At 70.5% G+C, this 14842-nt stretch carries 13 protein-coding genes; 8 read left to right on the forward strand and 5 right to left on the reverse strand.

Features of this window, described 5'->3' with window-relative positions; translation table 11 throughout:
* Both AC3EO4_RS26880 and AC3EO4_RS26885 read right to left on the reverse strand, forming a co-directional pair.
* Positions 1-81: Hsp70 family protein (locus AC3EO4_RS26880; RefSeq protein ID WP_431898559.1), on the reverse strand; the 81-nt coding region annotated here is incomplete at its 3' end.
* 22 nt (positions 82-103) lie between these two features.
* Positions 104-571, reverse strand: coding sequence for a YflT domain-containing protein (locus AC3EO4_RS26885; RefSeq protein ID WP_379575733.1), 468 nt, complete (start codon positions 569-571; stop codon positions 104-106).
* 316 nt (positions 572-887) lie between these two features.
* Between AC3EO4_RS26885 and AC3EO4_RS26890 the strand changes: the two genes are divergently transcribed.
* The 4 genes from AC3EO4_RS26890 (at position 888) to AC3EO4_RS26905 (ending at position 6929) form a co-directional block, all read left to right on the forward strand.
* Positions 888-3638: a helix-turn-helix transcriptional regulator gene (locus AC3EO4_RS26890; protein WP_431898412.1), complete on the forward strand. Its 2751-nt coding sequence runs from the start codon at positions 888-890 to the stop codon at positions 3636-3638.
* Positions 3639-3946: 308 nt separating this feature from the next.
* Positions 3947-4732, forward strand: a complete 786-nt coding sequence (locus AC3EO4_RS26895) for a SigB/SigF/SigG family RNA polymerase sigma factor (RefSeq protein ID WP_379575735.1) — start codon at positions 3947-3949, stop codon at positions 4730-4732.
* Positions 4733-4966: 234 nt separating this feature from the next.
* Positions 4967-6670 carry an aa3-type cytochrome oxidase subunit I gene (gene ctaD / locus AC3EO4_RS26900; protein ID WP_379575736.1) on the forward strand — a complete coding sequence of 568 codons (1704 nt, stop codon included), beginning with the start codon at positions 4967-4969 and terminating at the stop codon, positions 6668-6670.
* 34 nt (positions 6671-6704) lie between these two features.
* Positions 6705-6929: a DUF3040 domain-containing protein gene (locus AC3EO4_RS26905; RefSeq protein WP_431898413.1), complete on the forward strand. Its 225-nt coding sequence runs from the start codon at positions 6705-6707 to the stop codon at positions 6927-6929.
* Positions 6930-6938: 9 nt separating this feature from the next.
* On the opposite strand, the gene AC3EO4_RS26910 is transcribed toward AC3EO4_RS26905, so the two are convergent.
* The 3 genes from AC3EO4_RS26910 to AC3EO4_RS26920 all read right to left on the reverse strand — a co-directional run bounded on the left by AC3EO4_RS26910 (position 6939) and on the right by AC3EO4_RS26920 (position 9468).
* Positions 6939-7856 (reverse strand): LLM class F420-dependent oxidoreductase, encoded by a 918-nt coding sequence (locus tag AC3EO4_RS26910; RefSeq protein WP_431898414.1) that lies wholly within the window; start codon positions 7854-7856, stop codon positions 6939-6941.
* 215 nt (positions 7857-8071) lie between these two features.
* The gene (locus tag AC3EO4_RS26915) at positions 8072-8527 is read right to left on the reverse strand and encodes a cupin domain-containing protein (protein ID WP_431898415.1); all 456 of its coding nucleotides are present in this window, start codon (positions 8525-8527) and stop codon (positions 8072-8074) included.
* 308 nt (positions 8528-8835) lie between these two features.
* The gene (locus AC3EO4_RS26920; RefSeq protein ID WP_379575740.1) at positions 8836-9468 is read right to left on the reverse strand and encodes a TetR/AcrR family transcriptional regulator; all 633 of its coding nucleotides are present in this window, start codon (positions 9466-9468) and stop codon (positions 8836-8838) included.
* Positions 9469-9523: 55 nt separating this feature from the next.
* Between AC3EO4_RS26920 and AC3EO4_RS26925 the strand changes: the two genes are divergently transcribed.
* From AC3EO4_RS26925 to AC3EO4_RS26940, 4 genes are all read left to right on the forward strand, one after another.
* A complete protein-coding gene (locus AC3EO4_RS26925) occupies positions 9524-10027 on the forward strand; it encodes a hypothetical protein (RefSeq protein ID WP_431898416.1) in 504 nt (167 codons plus the stop codon).
* A 202-nt stretch (positions 10028-10229) separates the two neighbouring features.
* Positions 10230-10892: an AIM24 family protein gene (locus AC3EO4_RS26930; RefSeq protein WP_379575742.1), complete on the forward strand. Its 663-nt coding sequence runs from the start codon at positions 10230-10232 to the stop codon at positions 10890-10892.
* An 85-nt stretch (positions 10893-10977) separates the two neighbouring features.
* Positions 10978-13674 (forward strand): AAA family ATPase, encoded by a 2697-nt coding sequence (locus AC3EO4_RS26935; protein ID WP_431898417.1) that lies wholly within the window; start codon positions 10978-10980, stop codon positions 13672-13674.
* A 187-nt stretch (positions 13675-13861) separates the two neighbouring features.
* The gene (locus AC3EO4_RS26940; RefSeq protein WP_431898418.1) at positions 13862-14611 is read left to right on the forward strand and encodes an SDR family NAD(P)-dependent oxidoreductase; all 750 of its coding nucleotides are present in this window, start codon (positions 13862-13864) and stop codon (positions 14609-14611) included.
* The last annotated feature ends 231 nt before the right edge of the window (positions 14612-14842 follow it).

The following is a 14842-nucleotide window of genomic DNA, read 5'->3' on the forward strand; positions in this document are numbered from 1 at the left end:
TATGACGGTGGGTTGCCCGCCCTCCATCGCGGCGATCACTGAGTTCGTCGTACCGAGATCGATGCCGACTGCCTTGGCCATCGGAGTGTCCCCTCGTTGTCTTCTAGATCGGGCGGATCTGGAGCAGCTCCCGCGCGCGTTCGGCGTGTGCCGGGGCGACGAGCACCTCGTACCTGTCAGCGATCAGCTGGCTGCTGGCGACGAAGTCCCTGTGTCCGCCGGTGAACAGGTGCGAGATGAAGCCGAACACGGCGCCGGCGATCGCCCCCCAGATCAGGCCCCAGACGATCAGGGCGAGCAGTGAGACCCTCACCGCGAAGATCGCGAAGAACAACCCGACCAGCAGGCCGAACCAGGCGCCGGACAGTGCTCCGAGCCCGGCCGCCTTGAGGGCGGTCATGCGTCCGAGCACCTTCTCCATCAGCTTGAGGCCGCTGCCGACGATGGCGACCTCCTGCACGGGAAAGCGCTCGTCGGACAGGCGGTCGACCGCCTTCTGGGCTTCGAGGTAGCTGTCATAGCCGGCCACGGGCACGTAGCTCGCGACCACCGAGTCAGATGATGCGGCCATCGCTCATCCCGAGATCTTGATGTGCCTGGGCCTCGCGGTCCTCGAACGCGCGAGGCAGCGAGACGCGGCAGGGGCCTTGGTCGCCTCTGCGGTTCTGAAGCAGTCCCATTGCCGGACCTCCTTCTGACGAATAGGGCCCACACCTTCGAGGCTTGCTCCGGACGGCTGACTTGACATCCTCAATTCGGGTAGTCCTTAGGGGCGATATGGGGGTTCGCCGACGGGGACTACCTGGATGGGGGTTGTGCGAGCGGTGCGCATATGCTGCTCGCAGTCGTTTCGTTATCCGCAGGGGGGACGCTCTTCGGAGTGACGGATGCGTGGACGTGAGCGCGAATGGCGCGCTGTTCTTGGACTCTTCCGAGCGGCGAGGCCGGGAGCCGGTGGGGTGCTCCTCCTCGACGGGACCTCAGGCGCGGGCAAGAGCGCCCTTCTGGCCGAGGCCGCCGACACGGCCTCCGCGTTTGGATTCTCGCTCGCCGTGGGCCGGGCCGAGATGCTCGGCCGGCTCGTTCCGATGGCGCCGCTGCTGTCGGCGTTCAACGAGTCGTTGACGAATGCCATGGACAGGCCGGTCGTGCTCCTCGAGCGGTTGCGGGGCCGAGCCGAAGTGTTGGCGTCCGTCCACCCCGTGGCCGTGGTCCTCGACGACCTCCACTGGGCCGACCCCGCCACCCTCATGGCGCTGAGGACCCTTCAGCCGCAGCTGTCCGCCCACCCTCTCGTCTGGTTGCTCGCCAGGAACACCGACTTCCGCGGAGCGGAGGCCGAGCAGCTGTTCGCCCTCATGGAGGCGGAGGGCGCCACGCGGATCGAGCTCGGCCCGCTGCCCACCGACGCCGTGGCCGCGCTGGTCGCCGACTTCCTTCCCGCGCCTCCCGGTCGTGAGGTGATGGAGCTGGTGGCGGGAGCCGAAGGCAATCCTCTCCTTCTGACCGAGCTCCTGGCCGGGCTGTGCGACGAGGGCGTGGTCCACGTCGCGGGCGGGCAGTCCCGGCTGATCTCTGAGCGACTTCCGCAACGGCTCAAACGGGCCGTGGGGCGGCGCCTCGAACGACTGAGCGGCCAGGCGCGCCAGGTGGTCGAGACCGCCGCCGTGCTCGGAGGCTCCTTCCTGCCCGAGGACGTCGCAGAGGTTCTCGGCAGGACGCCGGCCGCAATCCTGCCCGCCCTGCAGGAGGCCATGGTCGCCGACGTCCTCGCCGACGCCCCCGACTTCCTCTTCTTCCGGCACGATCTCGTGAGGAAAGCCGTCGTCGACGGACTGCCTCCACCACTACGCCAAGCCCTGCACCACCAGATCGGCGGGATCCTCCTGGACCGCCGCGGCTCCGCCATGGAGGCCGCTCATCTGCGGGTCGACGCCCAGGATCCCGGCAGGAGCACCCTCGCCCGGCTGGGCCAGGTGGTGGACGAACTCCGCGCCGAGACCCCGGAGGCCGCGGCCGCCGCCGGCGGGCGCGCCATGAAGCTGCTCACCGGTGACTCTGCGAGTCGCCACACCCTCACACTCGACGTCGCCCGGGCCATGACGGAGGCCGGGCGGCTGACGGAGGCCGTCGAGCTGATCACCGAGGCCCTGGACCGGGACCCCTCCCCGGCGGACGCCGCCCGCTTGCGCTGCGCGCTGTCGGCCGCGAGCCTCCTCGCAGGCGAGACGGCGCACGCGGTGACCGAGGCCGAGAAGGCACTGGCGACACCCGACCTGCCCGACGCCGTACGGGACCAGGCCAGGCTGGTGCTGCTCCAGGCTTCTGCCGAACAGGAGGACATCGAGCCCGCCGTACGGCAGGCCGCGTCGATCCTCGAAGACGTGGACGGCCACGCCGACGCCGTCGTGGTCGCCGCCTTGACCGTCATGTCGGTCGCGAGCTGGAACGAGGGCAGGCTCGACGACGGGATCCGCCTGGCTCGCGAGGCCGTACGGCGGGCGGGCGAAGGGTCGATGGCGGCGCGCCGTACCCATCCGGGGCTGGCTCTGGTGTCGATGCTCCTCGACGCCGGCTGCCTGGACGAGGCGGAGACAGAAGTGCGCGCGGCGCGCGAGGAGGTGGAGGCGCTCGGGCACACCGCCTGGGCGGCGGGCCCCGCGCTTCTGCGCGCCCGTTGCGAGCTGGCCGGACACCGCCTGGCCGCGGTGGTGTCGGCGGCGGAAGCGGGTCTGGTCGTCGCCGACGCGCTGGGCACCCATCTGTTCACGTCACTGGGCATGGCGGTGCTCGGAGCGGCCGCGTTGCGCCGCGGAGATCTGCAGGCGGCGGCGGCCCTCGTGGAGGGTGAGCGCGCGGAACTGTCCCCCTACGCCGCGGCACACGGGCGGGTACGCTGCCTCCTGCTCGCCGCGCAGGTCGCTGAGGCGCTGGGACGTCCACGCCGGGCCATGGCGCTGATCGCCGAACTCCGCCCCATGATCGAGCGGCGCCGCTCCGTCCTCATCGTCGATCCGAGCATCGCGGCGTGGCTGGTCCGGCTGGCGTTGAGCGAGGGCGATCGGGCGCGGGCCGAGACGTTCACCGCGGCGATCAACGCGCTGGCCGACGACAACCCGGACTTCGCCGTCGTGGTGGCCGCGGCGGCTCACGCCCGCGGCCTGCTCGACGGCGACATGGCGGCCCTGGGCGTCGCCGTCGCCCACGCCGCGGACGCCTACGCGCGGGCGTCGGCCAGAGAGGATCTCGGGGCGGCACTCGCGCTGACAGGCGAGTGCGACCAGGCGATCAGCAGCTTCAACAAGGCGCTCGCCGAGTACGAGGCGACGGGAGCGGTCCGAGACAGCGCGCGGGTGCGTCGCCGGCTGCGCAGGCTGGGCGTACGGCACCGGCACTGGACGCGAGGCGGGGGCGCGACGCTCGGATGGGCGAGCCTGACCGACACGCAGCGCGCCGTCGCCCGCCTCGTCGCGCAGGGGCTGACCAACCGCCAGGCCGCTGACCAGATGTTCATCAGCATGCATACCGTCGCGTTCCACCTGCGCCAGATCTTCAGGAAGCTGGATGTCAGCTCCCGCGTCGACCTGACCCGCTTCATCGTCGAAGAAGATCATCTGCGCGACCGGTCGCCGATCTAGCGCAGATCGTACGGGCGCCTACCGGATCCGCGCGTACGTCACCGAGGAGGAAGGCGAGCCGTTCCCGAGGCTGCACGGCGCGGCCGACGACGAGCGGCCGGGGCAAGGGCCGAAGGTGACGCCGTGCCCGGTCCCGGCGGCAGGAATGGGCACCCCCAGAGAAAGTGACTTATCGCCATAAAAGGTGGAATAACTCCGCCGAAGGGGAATGTGGCAGGTGAGGTCCAGCAGCGGCCTTCGCGTCGGATCAGGCGTGCTACCGGCTGAAATGTCCCGCGCGGCGGCCGCCTGCAAGCTAAGGATCAGAGATGGTCGTCCAGGACACCACGTTCGAAGACATGACCGCCGAAGAACTCCTGGCTGCCATGGCGCACCCGGAGACATCCCCGCTCCGCCGGGAGCGGCTGCGTGAACACATCGTGCGCATGCACAGCCGGCTGGCCATGAAGATCGCTCGCCGCTACCGTAACCGCGGCGAACCCTTGGAGGATCTTGTCCAGGCCGCCTACGTCGGCCTGATGAAGGCCATCAACGGCTACAACGCCGGCCTCGGCCACGACTTCGGGGGATATGCGGTCATCACCATGATGGGTGAGGTCAAACGGCATTTCCGTGACCGTACCTGGGCCATCAGGGTGCCGCGCGTCTACCAGGAGCGCCGCTCGGAACTCAACCGGCTCATCGCCGACCTGAGTCAGACCCTGCAGCGCTCGCCCACCGTGGCCGAGCTGGCCGCCAAGATGCGGCTGTCGGAGGAGGACGTCCTGCTCACCCTCGACGCCGCGACCGCCTACAGCACCTTCTCCCTCGACGCGCCCCTCACCGGCGACGAGGACACCTGCCTCGGCGACCTCATCCCCGACCGGGACGACTCGCTCGAGGTGTTGATCGACACGCAGGCCGTCAAACCGCTCATCGACGCCCTGCCGCCCCGCGAGCGGACCATCCTGCTCCTGCGCTTCTACGGCAACCTGACCCAGGAGGAGATCGCTGCGGAGTGCGGCATCTCGCAGATGCACGTCTCCCGCATGCTGCGCGACATACTCGGCAGGCTGCGAGCCGGGCTCTGCGCGGAAAGCCCGCTCACGGGATGAGCGCGGGCTTTCGTCTCCCCGGACCTTCGACGTGTGGTCGCGCCGGATCCGTTACGGCGACGGCGCGTCGGTCCAGCACTCGGCGCGTTGTCGGCTCGGCGGACATTTCGACCATAACGCATATGGCCTGCTAGACGGGGGTAAAGCGGTCCATGTGGCCTGCGCCGGGGGAGGGCAGGCCGTACTCATCCGGCAGTCATGACACCCGCCACGGTGGCGGAGGGGGAGTGTCCGATGACCATTCACAAGCCACCCGAAGACGAGCCCCTCACATCACCACTCGCTCCGGCCGCGCGTCGGCGCAAGGGAGAGGTGATCGCCAACTGGCTGTCGACGACCGATCACAAGGTCATCGGCTACATGTACCTGATCGCCTCGTTCATCTTCTTCGCCCTGGCCGGTGTGATGGCACTGATCATCCGTGGCGAGCTCGTCCAACCGGGGCTGCAACTGGTCACCGCCCACCAGTACAACCAACTGTTCACGATGCACGGCACGATCATGATGCTGCTGTTCGCCACCCCCCTTTTCGCCGGGTTCGCCAACGTCATCATGCCGCTCCAGATCGGCGCGCCCGACGTCGCCTTCCCCCGCCTGAACGCGGTCAGCCTCTGGCTGTTCCTGTTCGGCGGCCTGATCGCCTTCAGCGGATTCGTCGTCACCGGAGGCGCCGCCGACTTCGGGTGGTTCGCCTACACGCCGCTGTCGGACGTCACCTACAGCCCGACTCCTGGCGGCGACCTGTGGATCATGGGCCTGGCGCTGTCGGGGCTCGGCACGATCCTCGGTTCGGTCAACTTCTTCACCACGATCATCTGCATGCGCGCGCCGGGCATGACGATGTTCAGGATGCCGATCTTCACCTGGAACGTGCTGCTGACCAGCATGCTCGTGCTGATGGCCTTCCCCGTGCTGGCCGCCGCGCTGCTCGCGCTGGAGGCCGACCGCAAGTTCGGCACCCACGTCTACGACCCTGCCAACGGCGGGCCGCTGCTGTGGCAGCACCTGTTCTGGTTCTTCGGCCACCCCGAGGTCTACATCATCGCGCTGCCGTTCTTCGGCATCATCACCGAGGTCCTTCCTGTCTTCAGCAGGAAACCGGTCTTCGGCTACGTCGGGCTGGTCGGGGCGACGATCGCCATCTCCGGGCTGTCGATGGCCGTGTGGGCGCACCACATGTTCCCGACCGGCCAGGTGCTGCTGCCGTTCTTCTCGTTCATGACCTTCCTCATCGCCGTGCCCACCGGCGTGAAGTTCTTCAACTGGATCGGCACCATGTGGCGGGGGCACCTGAGCTTCGAGACGCCCATGCTGTTCGCGGTCGGGTTCCTTCTCACGTTCCTGCTCGGCGGGCTGACCGGGGTCATCCTGGGCTCGCCGCCGCTGGACTTCCAGGTCACCGACAGCTACTTCGTCGTCGCGCACTTCCACTACGTGGTGTTCGGCACCGTCGTGTTCGCCATGTTCGCCGGCTTCTACTTCTGGTGGCCGAAAATGACCGGCCGTATGCTGAACGAGCGACTCGGCAAGTGGCACTTCTGGACGCTGTTCATCGGCTTCCACACCACGTTCCTCGTCCAGCACTGGCTGGGGGCGATCGGCATGCCGCGACGGTATGCGGACTACAGCGCCGCCGACGGTTTCACCACGCTCCACCAGATCTCCTCGGCGGGCGCGTTCCTGCTCGGCGCCTCGACGCTGCCGTTCCTCTACAACGTCTGGTGGGCCGCTCGACGGGCGCCCCGGGTCACCGCGGACGACCCCTGGGGGTTCGGCAACTCCCTCGAGTGGGCCACCTCCTGCCCGCCACCCCGGCACAACTTCAAGAGAATTCCCGCCATCCGGTCCGAACGGCCCGCCTTCGACCTGCACTACCCGCAAGTGGCCATCGGCCCCCAAGCCCACGACAGGGCAGGCGTGGAGAGAGGCCAACCGTGAAGCCCGAACGGGTCACCTGATCCGGAGGTCGCTCATGGAACTCACCAGACGAGAGCACCAGATGCTGGTCGAGATCGAGAAGGGGTTGATGCGGCGGGACCGGGCCCTCGCGCGCCGGTTCGGCGCGCTGGGCGCGGTCGAGTCGAGGCTGGGCCCCCAACGCTTCGCGTGTCAGGTCAGTCTGCTCGAGATAGTCGTCGTCCTCGTGGTGGCGGTCATGGCCGTCATCCTGCCGGTGCTCGTGATCCTCGGAGCCTGACCCCTGGGGTCAGCTGGAGACGACGTCGCTGCGGGCCAGGGTGCGCAGGTCCTCCAGCATGCGCTCGGGGGTGTCGGCGAGGGCCTGGACGCAGACATGGTCCGCGCCCGCGTCGAGATGGCCTCGAACCCGCTCGATGATCGTCTCGGGGTCACCCCACGCCACGATGGCATCGACCAGCTCATCGCTGCCGCCGTCGGCGAGGTGCCGGTCATCCCAGCCCAGATCGCGCAGGTTGTTGGTGTAGTTCGGCAGGCCGAGGTAGAGCGACATGAAACGGCGGGCGGTCTGCCGCGCCCGATCCGGGTCGGTGTCGAGCACGACCGTCTGCTCCGGCGCCAGCACACGATCGGGGCCGAGAACGGCGCGCGCTCGCGCCGTGTGCTCGACGGTGACGAAATAGGGGTGTGCGCCGTGGGTGCGTTGCCCGGCCAGTTCCAGCATCCTCGGTCGCAGGGCGGCCAGCATCCGCGGAGCCGGTTCCGGCAGCGGGCCCTCGTACTCCGTGGCGTCCATGGCGTCCAGGTAGGCGCGCATCGCCGACACCGGTCTGCGGTAGTCGTGGCCTCTCGCCGACACGGTGGGCGCGTGGCTCACGCCCAGGCCGAACACGAACCGGCCGTCGAACGCCTCCTCGAGAGCGTTGGCCCCGTTCGTGGCGGCGACGGGGTCGCGGGCCCAGATGTTGGCGATACCGGTAGCGATCATCAGCTGTTGTGTCGCGCCCAGCAGGATCGCCGCATGGGCCAGCGCCTCCTTGCCCTTCGGACTCTCACCGACCCACAGCGTCCCGAAACCCAGGCCCTCCATCTCGGCGGCGGCCTCCCGCTCGAACGAGGCCGGCGCCCCGCTCAGCGTGCTCGCCCAGACCCCCACCCGGCCCAGACGCCGCTTCAGCTCCGCCGCGTCGATGCTGCCATCAGGCATCGCGATCCACCCCGTTCTTGTCACCTGTCGTCGCAGGTCACTGGACTCGCCCCTGTTCACGATAGGCACAGCATCGCCGGGGCGGGTTAATGCCCGATTCATGGCTTGCCGTGATCCTGGAGATCCGGTGCGCGGTCCGCGCACGCCCCTGGCCGCCGACCGGGATGCGGCCCGGGCGCGCCTCCGGCGTGCCGGTGCGTGGAGGGGGCCGGGTGTCAGCGTGGTGGCTCCGCATCGGACGGCCGAGGGGCCCGGCGCTCTCGGCGCTGGGCGAGCTCCTCGTCGTCCACGAGGGTGAGCATCGGCTGGCCGGGTTCGCACAGCATGGTGACGGTGAACCGGAGCGGGACGTCGTCGCGGTTGTTGCCGTCCTGGTAGTGGATGACGTCGCCGCCCGGCTCCCAGAACGCCTCACCTGCGCGGACGACCCGCTCCGGCTCGCCTTCCAGCTCCAGCAGCATCTCGCCTTCCACCACGTAGCCGAACGCCGGGCCTGAGTGCCGGTGCGGCGGCGTGCCCGGATCGCCGGGCGGGAACTCGATGACCACGGTCATCACGTGCGCGCCCGCCGGGATGAAGGGCGGTTCGGCCTCCTGCAGCAGTGTGAGCGCCGTCTGCCACGCGGTCGACCTGGGCTTCTGCTCGTTTCCGGTCGGATCGGTGCCTGGCATGGACGTACCTCCGTGACGAATCGGTGATGGTGGGGCCGGGCCGGTGCCGCCGACCACCACGATCTCCATGACGAACCTTCCTGTCCTCGGGGTGTGGTCGCCGTCCCGTCACCAGCGAAGACAGGGCGACCCTCCGGCCTGTGACAGTCCTGGCGAAGTTCTTCCCGGTCGTCGGCCCACCTGGCCGAGCTATCACATACCGGGACACCGTCCTGTCCTTTCTTGGTACTGGAGGACCGGACTCTCTCGAGGACGGGGGCCGGATTCGTCCGGTTACCGGGCCGGCTCCCCAACCGTGCGCCCGGCGGTCATGGGGCGGAGGCCGTGCCCTTCGCCCCCGCCATGCGGACGCCGCTGAGCAGTTGTCGAATCGCCTGGGAGTACTCGTCCCTGACCCGGCGCTTGTCCGCTTCGGGCGCTTCGGCGAGCGCCATCCCCGCGGCGCCGAGGATGTGGAAGGTGATGCGGGTCATCGGCTCGACGGGCAGCGGCGGCAGATCTCCGCTGTCCACGAGCGCCCTGACGAGGTGCTCGATCAGCCCGTACGCGTACTTCTCTTCGCATTCCTTCCAGCGCCGCCACCCCATCGCGATGGGCGCCTCCTGCCAGACCACACGCCCGTAGTCCGGCTCGCAGCAATGGTCGAGGAACCGCTCGGTGGCCGCCATCGCCGCCTGCCAGGGGTCGGCCGCCTGCGCGCTGGACTCGATGACCTGGTGGATCATGTCGGTCTCCAGCGCCTCGACCACCGCCTCGAACAGCGCGGTCTTGTTCGCGAAGTGGTGATAGACCGCGCCACGGCTGGCCTGGATGTCGGCCGCGACGTCCTCAAGCGCCGTCCCGGCGAAGCCGTGCTCGGCGAAGCGACGTCTGGCCGCTTCGAGGAGGGCGGACCTGGTCGCCTCCGCGTACTGCTCGCGCCGGCGCTTGACAGATGACATGCGTTGAGCATACGACATACACTGTGTATGTGACCGACACGGAGTAGGTGAGACGATGTCGTGGGATCGGGTGCGCCGCCGCCATCAACTGGTCCATGCCGTCCTGGACGACATCGCCGCGACAGGTAGGCCGGAGGTTCCGTCCGGACTGGCGGGGGAAGTCGTCGCCGAGTTCGGTGGATTCGCGGAGTTCCTGTGCGACGTTCAGCGCCGCTGGTACCGGTCCTTCGACGCCCGTCTCGACGCCCTGCTCGAGGAGTCGCCGAAGGACATGCGGGACGCCGTGGTCCGGACGTGGCATGAGCTCGCCGCCGCCATGCCGTCCGCCAGGTTCCTGCTGGACGAGCATGACGGCCATCCGGCCCTGGCCGAGCTGGACGAGCATCACCGGCGCGTGCTGCACGCCGCGACCGGCGTCGACCTGGACCTGGTGCGGTCCGCGCGGCCGGCCGTACGCGCCCCCGCCGCACCGTGGCGTTGGGCACGGCCGCCGTCCGTCGCCCCGAGGCGGCCGCCGTACGGGCCCTTCCGCCGGATGAGCAGGCGCACGAGCTGGTGATCACGACCGGCCGTCCGCTTCGGTCGCCGCCGTACTCGGACGGCGCCCCGGGGCGTCGATCCCGGCGGCGGCGTCGTGCCACAGCAGGGTGGCCGGGAGGCCTTCGAGGGTAAGGCCGAGAATGACGCCTGCCCGTCAGGAACCCGGGCCCCGGCCCGTTCGTCATCACCCTTGTCGACCACATCCGCCGAAAGGGGCCCTCATGCGCAGCGCGCTCTTCGGAAACCTGGACACCCAGGTACCCGCCAACTTCGCCCTGCAGAATGCCAAGATGCTGCGCGTTCAGCTGCCCCACGACGTGCTCGCCAGGCAGGGCTCGATGGTCGCCTTCCAGGGCCAGATGGACTTCGACTACGAGGGGGCGGGCGGGGTCGGGAAGCTGTTCAAGAAGATGGTGACCGGCGAGGGCGCGCCGCTCATGCGCGTCAGGGGTCAGGGCCTGCTGTTCCTGGCCGACAACGCCGACGACATCCATCTGTTCTACCTCGAGAACGACGCCCTCACCGTCAACGGCCGCAACCTCCTGGCCTTCGACGCCTCGCTCACCTGGGACATCAAGCGCGTGCAGGGGGCGGGCGTCGCCGCAGGCGGGCTGTTCAACATGACGGTCAAGGGCACCGGCTGGGTCGCGGTCACCGCCCACGGCACTCCCGTGCTCCTCGACACCGCGCAGATGCCGACCTTCGCCGACGGTCAGTCCGCCGTGTGCTGGAGCGCCGACCTGAACGTGGGCGTCAACCGTACGATGAAGGCCGGAGCACTGATCGGCCGCGGCAGCGGCGAGGCCATGCAGCTCGCCTTCCACGGGCAGGGATTCGTGCTGGTCCAGGCGAGCGAGGGCCCGCCGGTGGTCCAGGCGAAGTAGCGCGAGGCCGCGCGGTCCAGGCGACGTGGCGTTCCGGCGAGGCGGGGCGCTGACCGGGAAGCCGTCACCTCGCTACTGTGCCCTCATGCTGAAAGGTCGAGGCCCGGAGCGCAACCGCCTGGAGCGGATGCTCGCGGACGCCAGGGACGGCCGCAGCGGGGCGCTGGTGGTGCGGGGCGAGGCGGGGATCGGCAAGTCCACGCTGCTCGAGGACCTCGCCTCGGCCGCAGGGGAGATGAGGGTGTTACGGGCACTCGGCATCGAGTCCGAGGCCGAGCTTCCGTTCAGCGGCCTGCACCTGCTGCTGCACCCGTTCGCGGACCGGCTGGAGGGATTACCGGACCAGCAGGCGGCGGCGATGCGCTCGGCGTTCGGCCTGGCGGAGTCGCCGGTGCGCGATCCGTTCCTCATCGGCGCCGCCACCCTCACGCTGCTGTCGGACCTGGCGGCGCAGCGGCCGCTCGTGTGCCTGCTCGACGACGCCCAGTGGCTGGACAGGGCGTCCTCGGACGCGCTGTTCTTCGCGGCACGGCGGCTGCACGACGATCCGATCGCGATGGTCTTCGCGGTCCGGGACACCGTGCAACCCTTCCCCACTCCCGGGATCGAGACCATGCGGCTCGACGGGCTGGACCGGGCCTCCGCCACGGACCTGCTGGCCGAATGCGCGCCCGAGCTGACCGTCCCGGTCCGCGACAGGCTCCTGGACGAGGCGGGCGGCAACCCGCTGGCCCTGATCGAGCTGGCGCACGCACTGAGGGACGGGTTCGTCGACCAGGCAGGGCCGCTACGGGTCACCGGCCGCGTCCAGGACGCCTTCAGAGCCCAGCTGGGGGAGCTGCCCGCGGCCACGCGCCTGCTCCTTCTCCTGGCGGCCGCCGACGGCGCCGCCGAACTGGGCGTGGTCCTGCGGGCAGGGGAGACTCTCGGGGCGTCCCCCGCCGACCTCGGCCCGGCCGAGGAGGCCCGTCTCGTCGTCACGGCAGGCGACGAGATCAGGTTCCGCCATCCGCTCATCCGTGCGGTCGCCTACCAGGACGCCCCCCACCACCAGCGCATCGCCGCGCACCGAGCGCTGGCCGAGGCCCTTCCGGTCGCCGCGGACGCCGACCGGCGCACCTGGCATCGGGCCGCCGCCGCCACCGGCCCCGACGAGGAGGTCGCGGGCGAGCTGGAACGTACCGCCGAACGTGCCCGGCACCGTGGCGGGACCGTGGCCGTCGCCTCGGCGTACGAGCGTGCCGCCCGGCTCAGCGCCGGCCGGCGGGGCAAGGCCCAGCGGATCGTCCGCGCGGCGCGCTCGGCCTACGACGCCGGCCGCCCGGACTGGGCGACCAGGCTGGCGACCGAGGCCGCGGCCCTCACCGACGAGCCAGGCGTCGTCGCCGAGGCGGCCTACGTGCGCGCCCAGGTCGCGTACGAACGCACCTCGCCGGCCGCCGACGCGGCCCTGGCGCTGGAAGGCGCCACCCTCATCAGCCGGAGCGACCCCGAGCGGGCCGTGTCCATGCTGACCGAGGCGGTGTGGGCGGCGCGTGACGCCTGCGCTCACGACCTCCTGCGGCGTGGCGTCGCCCTGCTGGAGACCGTGCGGCTGCCCGTGGGCTCGGCGCTCACGCCGGTGGTCGCGGCGCTGATCGGCTACGGCCGGCTCAGCGACGGCGACCCTGCCGCTGCCGTACCGCCGATGCGTGCGCTGGTCACGGCGGTCCAGGCCGGAACCGTCCAGGACTTCGTCGAACGGGTCATCGCGGGATTCATGGGCCTGCTGATCGCCGACGACGAGGCGGCGACGGACCTGCTGGAGGCGCTGGCGGCCGACGTCAGGGCGGCGGGATCGCTCGGCTGGCTCCCCTACCTGCTGGAGCCGCTGGCGATCGGACGGCTGCTGCGCGGCGACTTCCGCGGCGCAGGGGCCGACGTCGCCGAGGGCGTCTGGCTGGCCTCCGACATCGGCATGGACATGCAGGTGACCGTACTGAAGGCCATCTCCGTATGGCTGGCCGCGGTGAGCGGCGACGCCGCCCGATGCCAGGAGCTGGCCGGCGAGGTGCTGGAACACGCGGCACTGCACCCCACCAACGCGGCCCTGGCCTCGTGGGGCCTGGGCCTGCTCGACCTCGCCGACGGGCGCAGCGAGCAGGCGCTCGACCGGTTCGAAGCGGTGTGCTCGGGACCCGCCCGGCACGATCTGCTGATCCGGGCGGTGCCGGACCACGTGGAGGCCGCGGTGCGCTCAGGCCATGCGGACCTGGCTCGGCGGCACGTGCCTGTGCTGTCGGCGTGGGCCGAGCACAACGTCCTCGGCCGCGCCCTCGAGCTGCGTTGCCAGGGGCTGCTCAGCGAAGGGGACCAGGCCGAGGAGCACTATCGCGCCGCCCTGGACCTCGTTCCCGGCCGGCCGTACGAGAGGGCGCGGACCGGCCTGGTCTACGGTGAGTGGCTGCGCCGCCGGCGCCGCCGCTCCGAGGCCAGGGCCGTCCTGGTCCAGGCGGAGGACGCCTTCGCGCGGCTCGGCGCGGCGCGGTGGGCCGCGCGTGCCCGCGCCGAGCTGAGCGTGCTCGGCGACCGGCCCGTGGCCCGCGACCAGGCCGATGACCCACTCCAGCGGCTCACGCCGCAGGAACTCCAGGTCGTGCGGCTGGCCGCGGCCGGATACAGCAACCGGGAGATCGCGGCGCGGCTGTACCTGAGCCCGCGCACCGTGGGGCACCACCTCTACCGGGCCTACCCGAAGATCGGCGTGACCCGGCGGATGGAGCTGACGCAGCTCGAGCTGTGAGCTCGTATCAGTCGACCTACTTACCCGCACCCCGCCGCGAGACCCGCACCCCACCGTCACGGGGTACGGCGCCGCGCTCGCCTGCCGTCCTGATCAGCGGGTCCGCCGGCACGGTCATCCGGCCGATGCCGGTCCTGCCCCTGCGCTCCTAGGTTCGAGCCATCGAATCCGACGGATGGAGTCAGAGATGCTGCTCGAGAACAAGACCGCGGTGATCTACGGTGGCGGCGGGGCCATCGGCGGCGCGATGGCACGGGCGTTCGCCTCGGAGGGAGCACGAGTCTTCCTCGCCGGCCGTACCCCCGGCAGGCTCGACGCCGTCGTCGAGGACATCCGCCGCGAAGGCGGACTGGCCGAGACGGCCGTCGTGGACGCCCTGGACGAGGCAGCCGTCAACGGCTGGGTCGACTCGATCGCGGCGCAGACCGGCAGCGTCGACGTCTCGGTGAACCTCATCTCCCAGGACGCCCTGTTCGTGCCGCTGATCGACATGCCGGTCGCCGACTTCGGCCAGGCGATGGACAAGCTCGCGCGCTCGTTCCTGCTGACGACCAAGGCCGCCGCCCGGCACATGGTCAAGCAGGGCTCGGGCGTCATCCTGCACTTCGGCGGCGCTGACGCCACCAACTCCACGCCCGGCCTGGGCACCGTACAGGTCGGCTTCGACCTGGTCGAGGCCATGCGCCGCCAGTGGGCCTGCGAACTCGGCCCGCACGCCGTCCGCGTCATCTCGATGCGGACCGGCGGAATCCCGGAAAGCATGCCCGACGTTCCGGAGACGGCGCCGTTCCGGCAGAAGATGGTCGACGCCACCCTCCTCAAGCGGGCCGCGACGCTCGCCGACGTCGGCCGGGTCGCCGCCTTCCTGGCCTCGGAGCACGCCCGCACACTCACCTCCACGCAGGTGAACATCTCCTGCGGCGCGCTCGTCGACTGACGAGGAGAGGCAGCCGAACATGAGTGAGGCGGAATTCGGCGGGGCCGGGGAGGCGAAGGTTCCCCTCCGCCTGGACGCCGAGTAGACGTGCCGGTTCTTCCCCGGCGGGACAGGGACCACCGCGGGCCTGCGATCCGCAGGCCCGCAGCTCGTCGCGTCGCCATCGCGGACTCAGGGTGACATGATCAAAGGAGGGGGAGCGCGGGCGCCGTCGCCTTTCTTGCGTGAAGG

The organism is Nonomuraea sp. bgisy101, from assembly GCF_057708945.1.

Coding starts and splice junctions, on each gene's coding strand:
- AC3EO4_RS26885 (WP_379575733.1), bottom strand. CDS start 571: ATGGCCGCATCATCTGACTCGGTGGTCGCGAGCTACGTGCCCGTGGCC.
- AC3EO4_RS26890 (WP_431898412.1), top strand. CDS start 888: ATGCGTGGACGTGAGCGCGAATGGCGCGCTGTTCTTGGACTCTTCCGA.
- AC3EO4_RS26895 (WP_379575735.1), top strand. CDS start 3,947: ATGGTCGTCCAGGACACCACGTTCGAAGACATGACCGCCGAAGAACTC.
- ctaD (WP_379575736.1), top strand. CDS start 4,967: ATGACCATTCACAAGCCACCCGAAGACGAGCCCCTCACATCACCACTC.
- AC3EO4_RS26905 (WP_431898413.1), top strand. CDS start 6,705: ATGGAACTCACCAGACGAGAGCACCAGATGCTGGTCGAGATCGAGAAG.
- AC3EO4_RS26910 (WP_431898414.1), bottom strand. CDS start 7,856: ATGCCTGATGGCAGCATCGACGCGGCGGAGCTGAAGCGGCGTCTGGGC.
- AC3EO4_RS26915 (WP_431898415.1), bottom strand. CDS start 8,527: ATGCCAGGCACCGATCCGACCGGAAACGAGCAGAAGCCCAGGTCGACC.
- AC3EO4_RS26920 (WP_379575740.1), bottom strand. CDS start 9,468: ATGTCATCTGTCAAGCGCCGGCGCGAGCAGTACGCGGAGGCGACCAGG.
- AC3EO4_RS26925 (WP_431898416.1), top strand. CDS start 9,524: ATGTCGTGGGATCGGGTGCGCCGCCGCCATCAACTGGTCCATGCCGTC.
- AC3EO4_RS26930 (WP_379575742.1), top strand. CDS start 10,230: ATGCGCAGCGCGCTCTTCGGAAACCTGGACACCCAGGTACCCGCCAAC.
- AC3EO4_RS26935 (WP_431898417.1), top strand. CDS start 10,978: ATGCTGAAAGGTCGAGGCCCGGAGCGCAACCGCCTGGAGCGGATGCTC.
- AC3EO4_RS26940 (WP_431898418.1), top strand. CDS start 13,862: ATGCTGCTCGAGAACAAGACCGCGGTGATCTACGGTGGCGGCGGGGCC.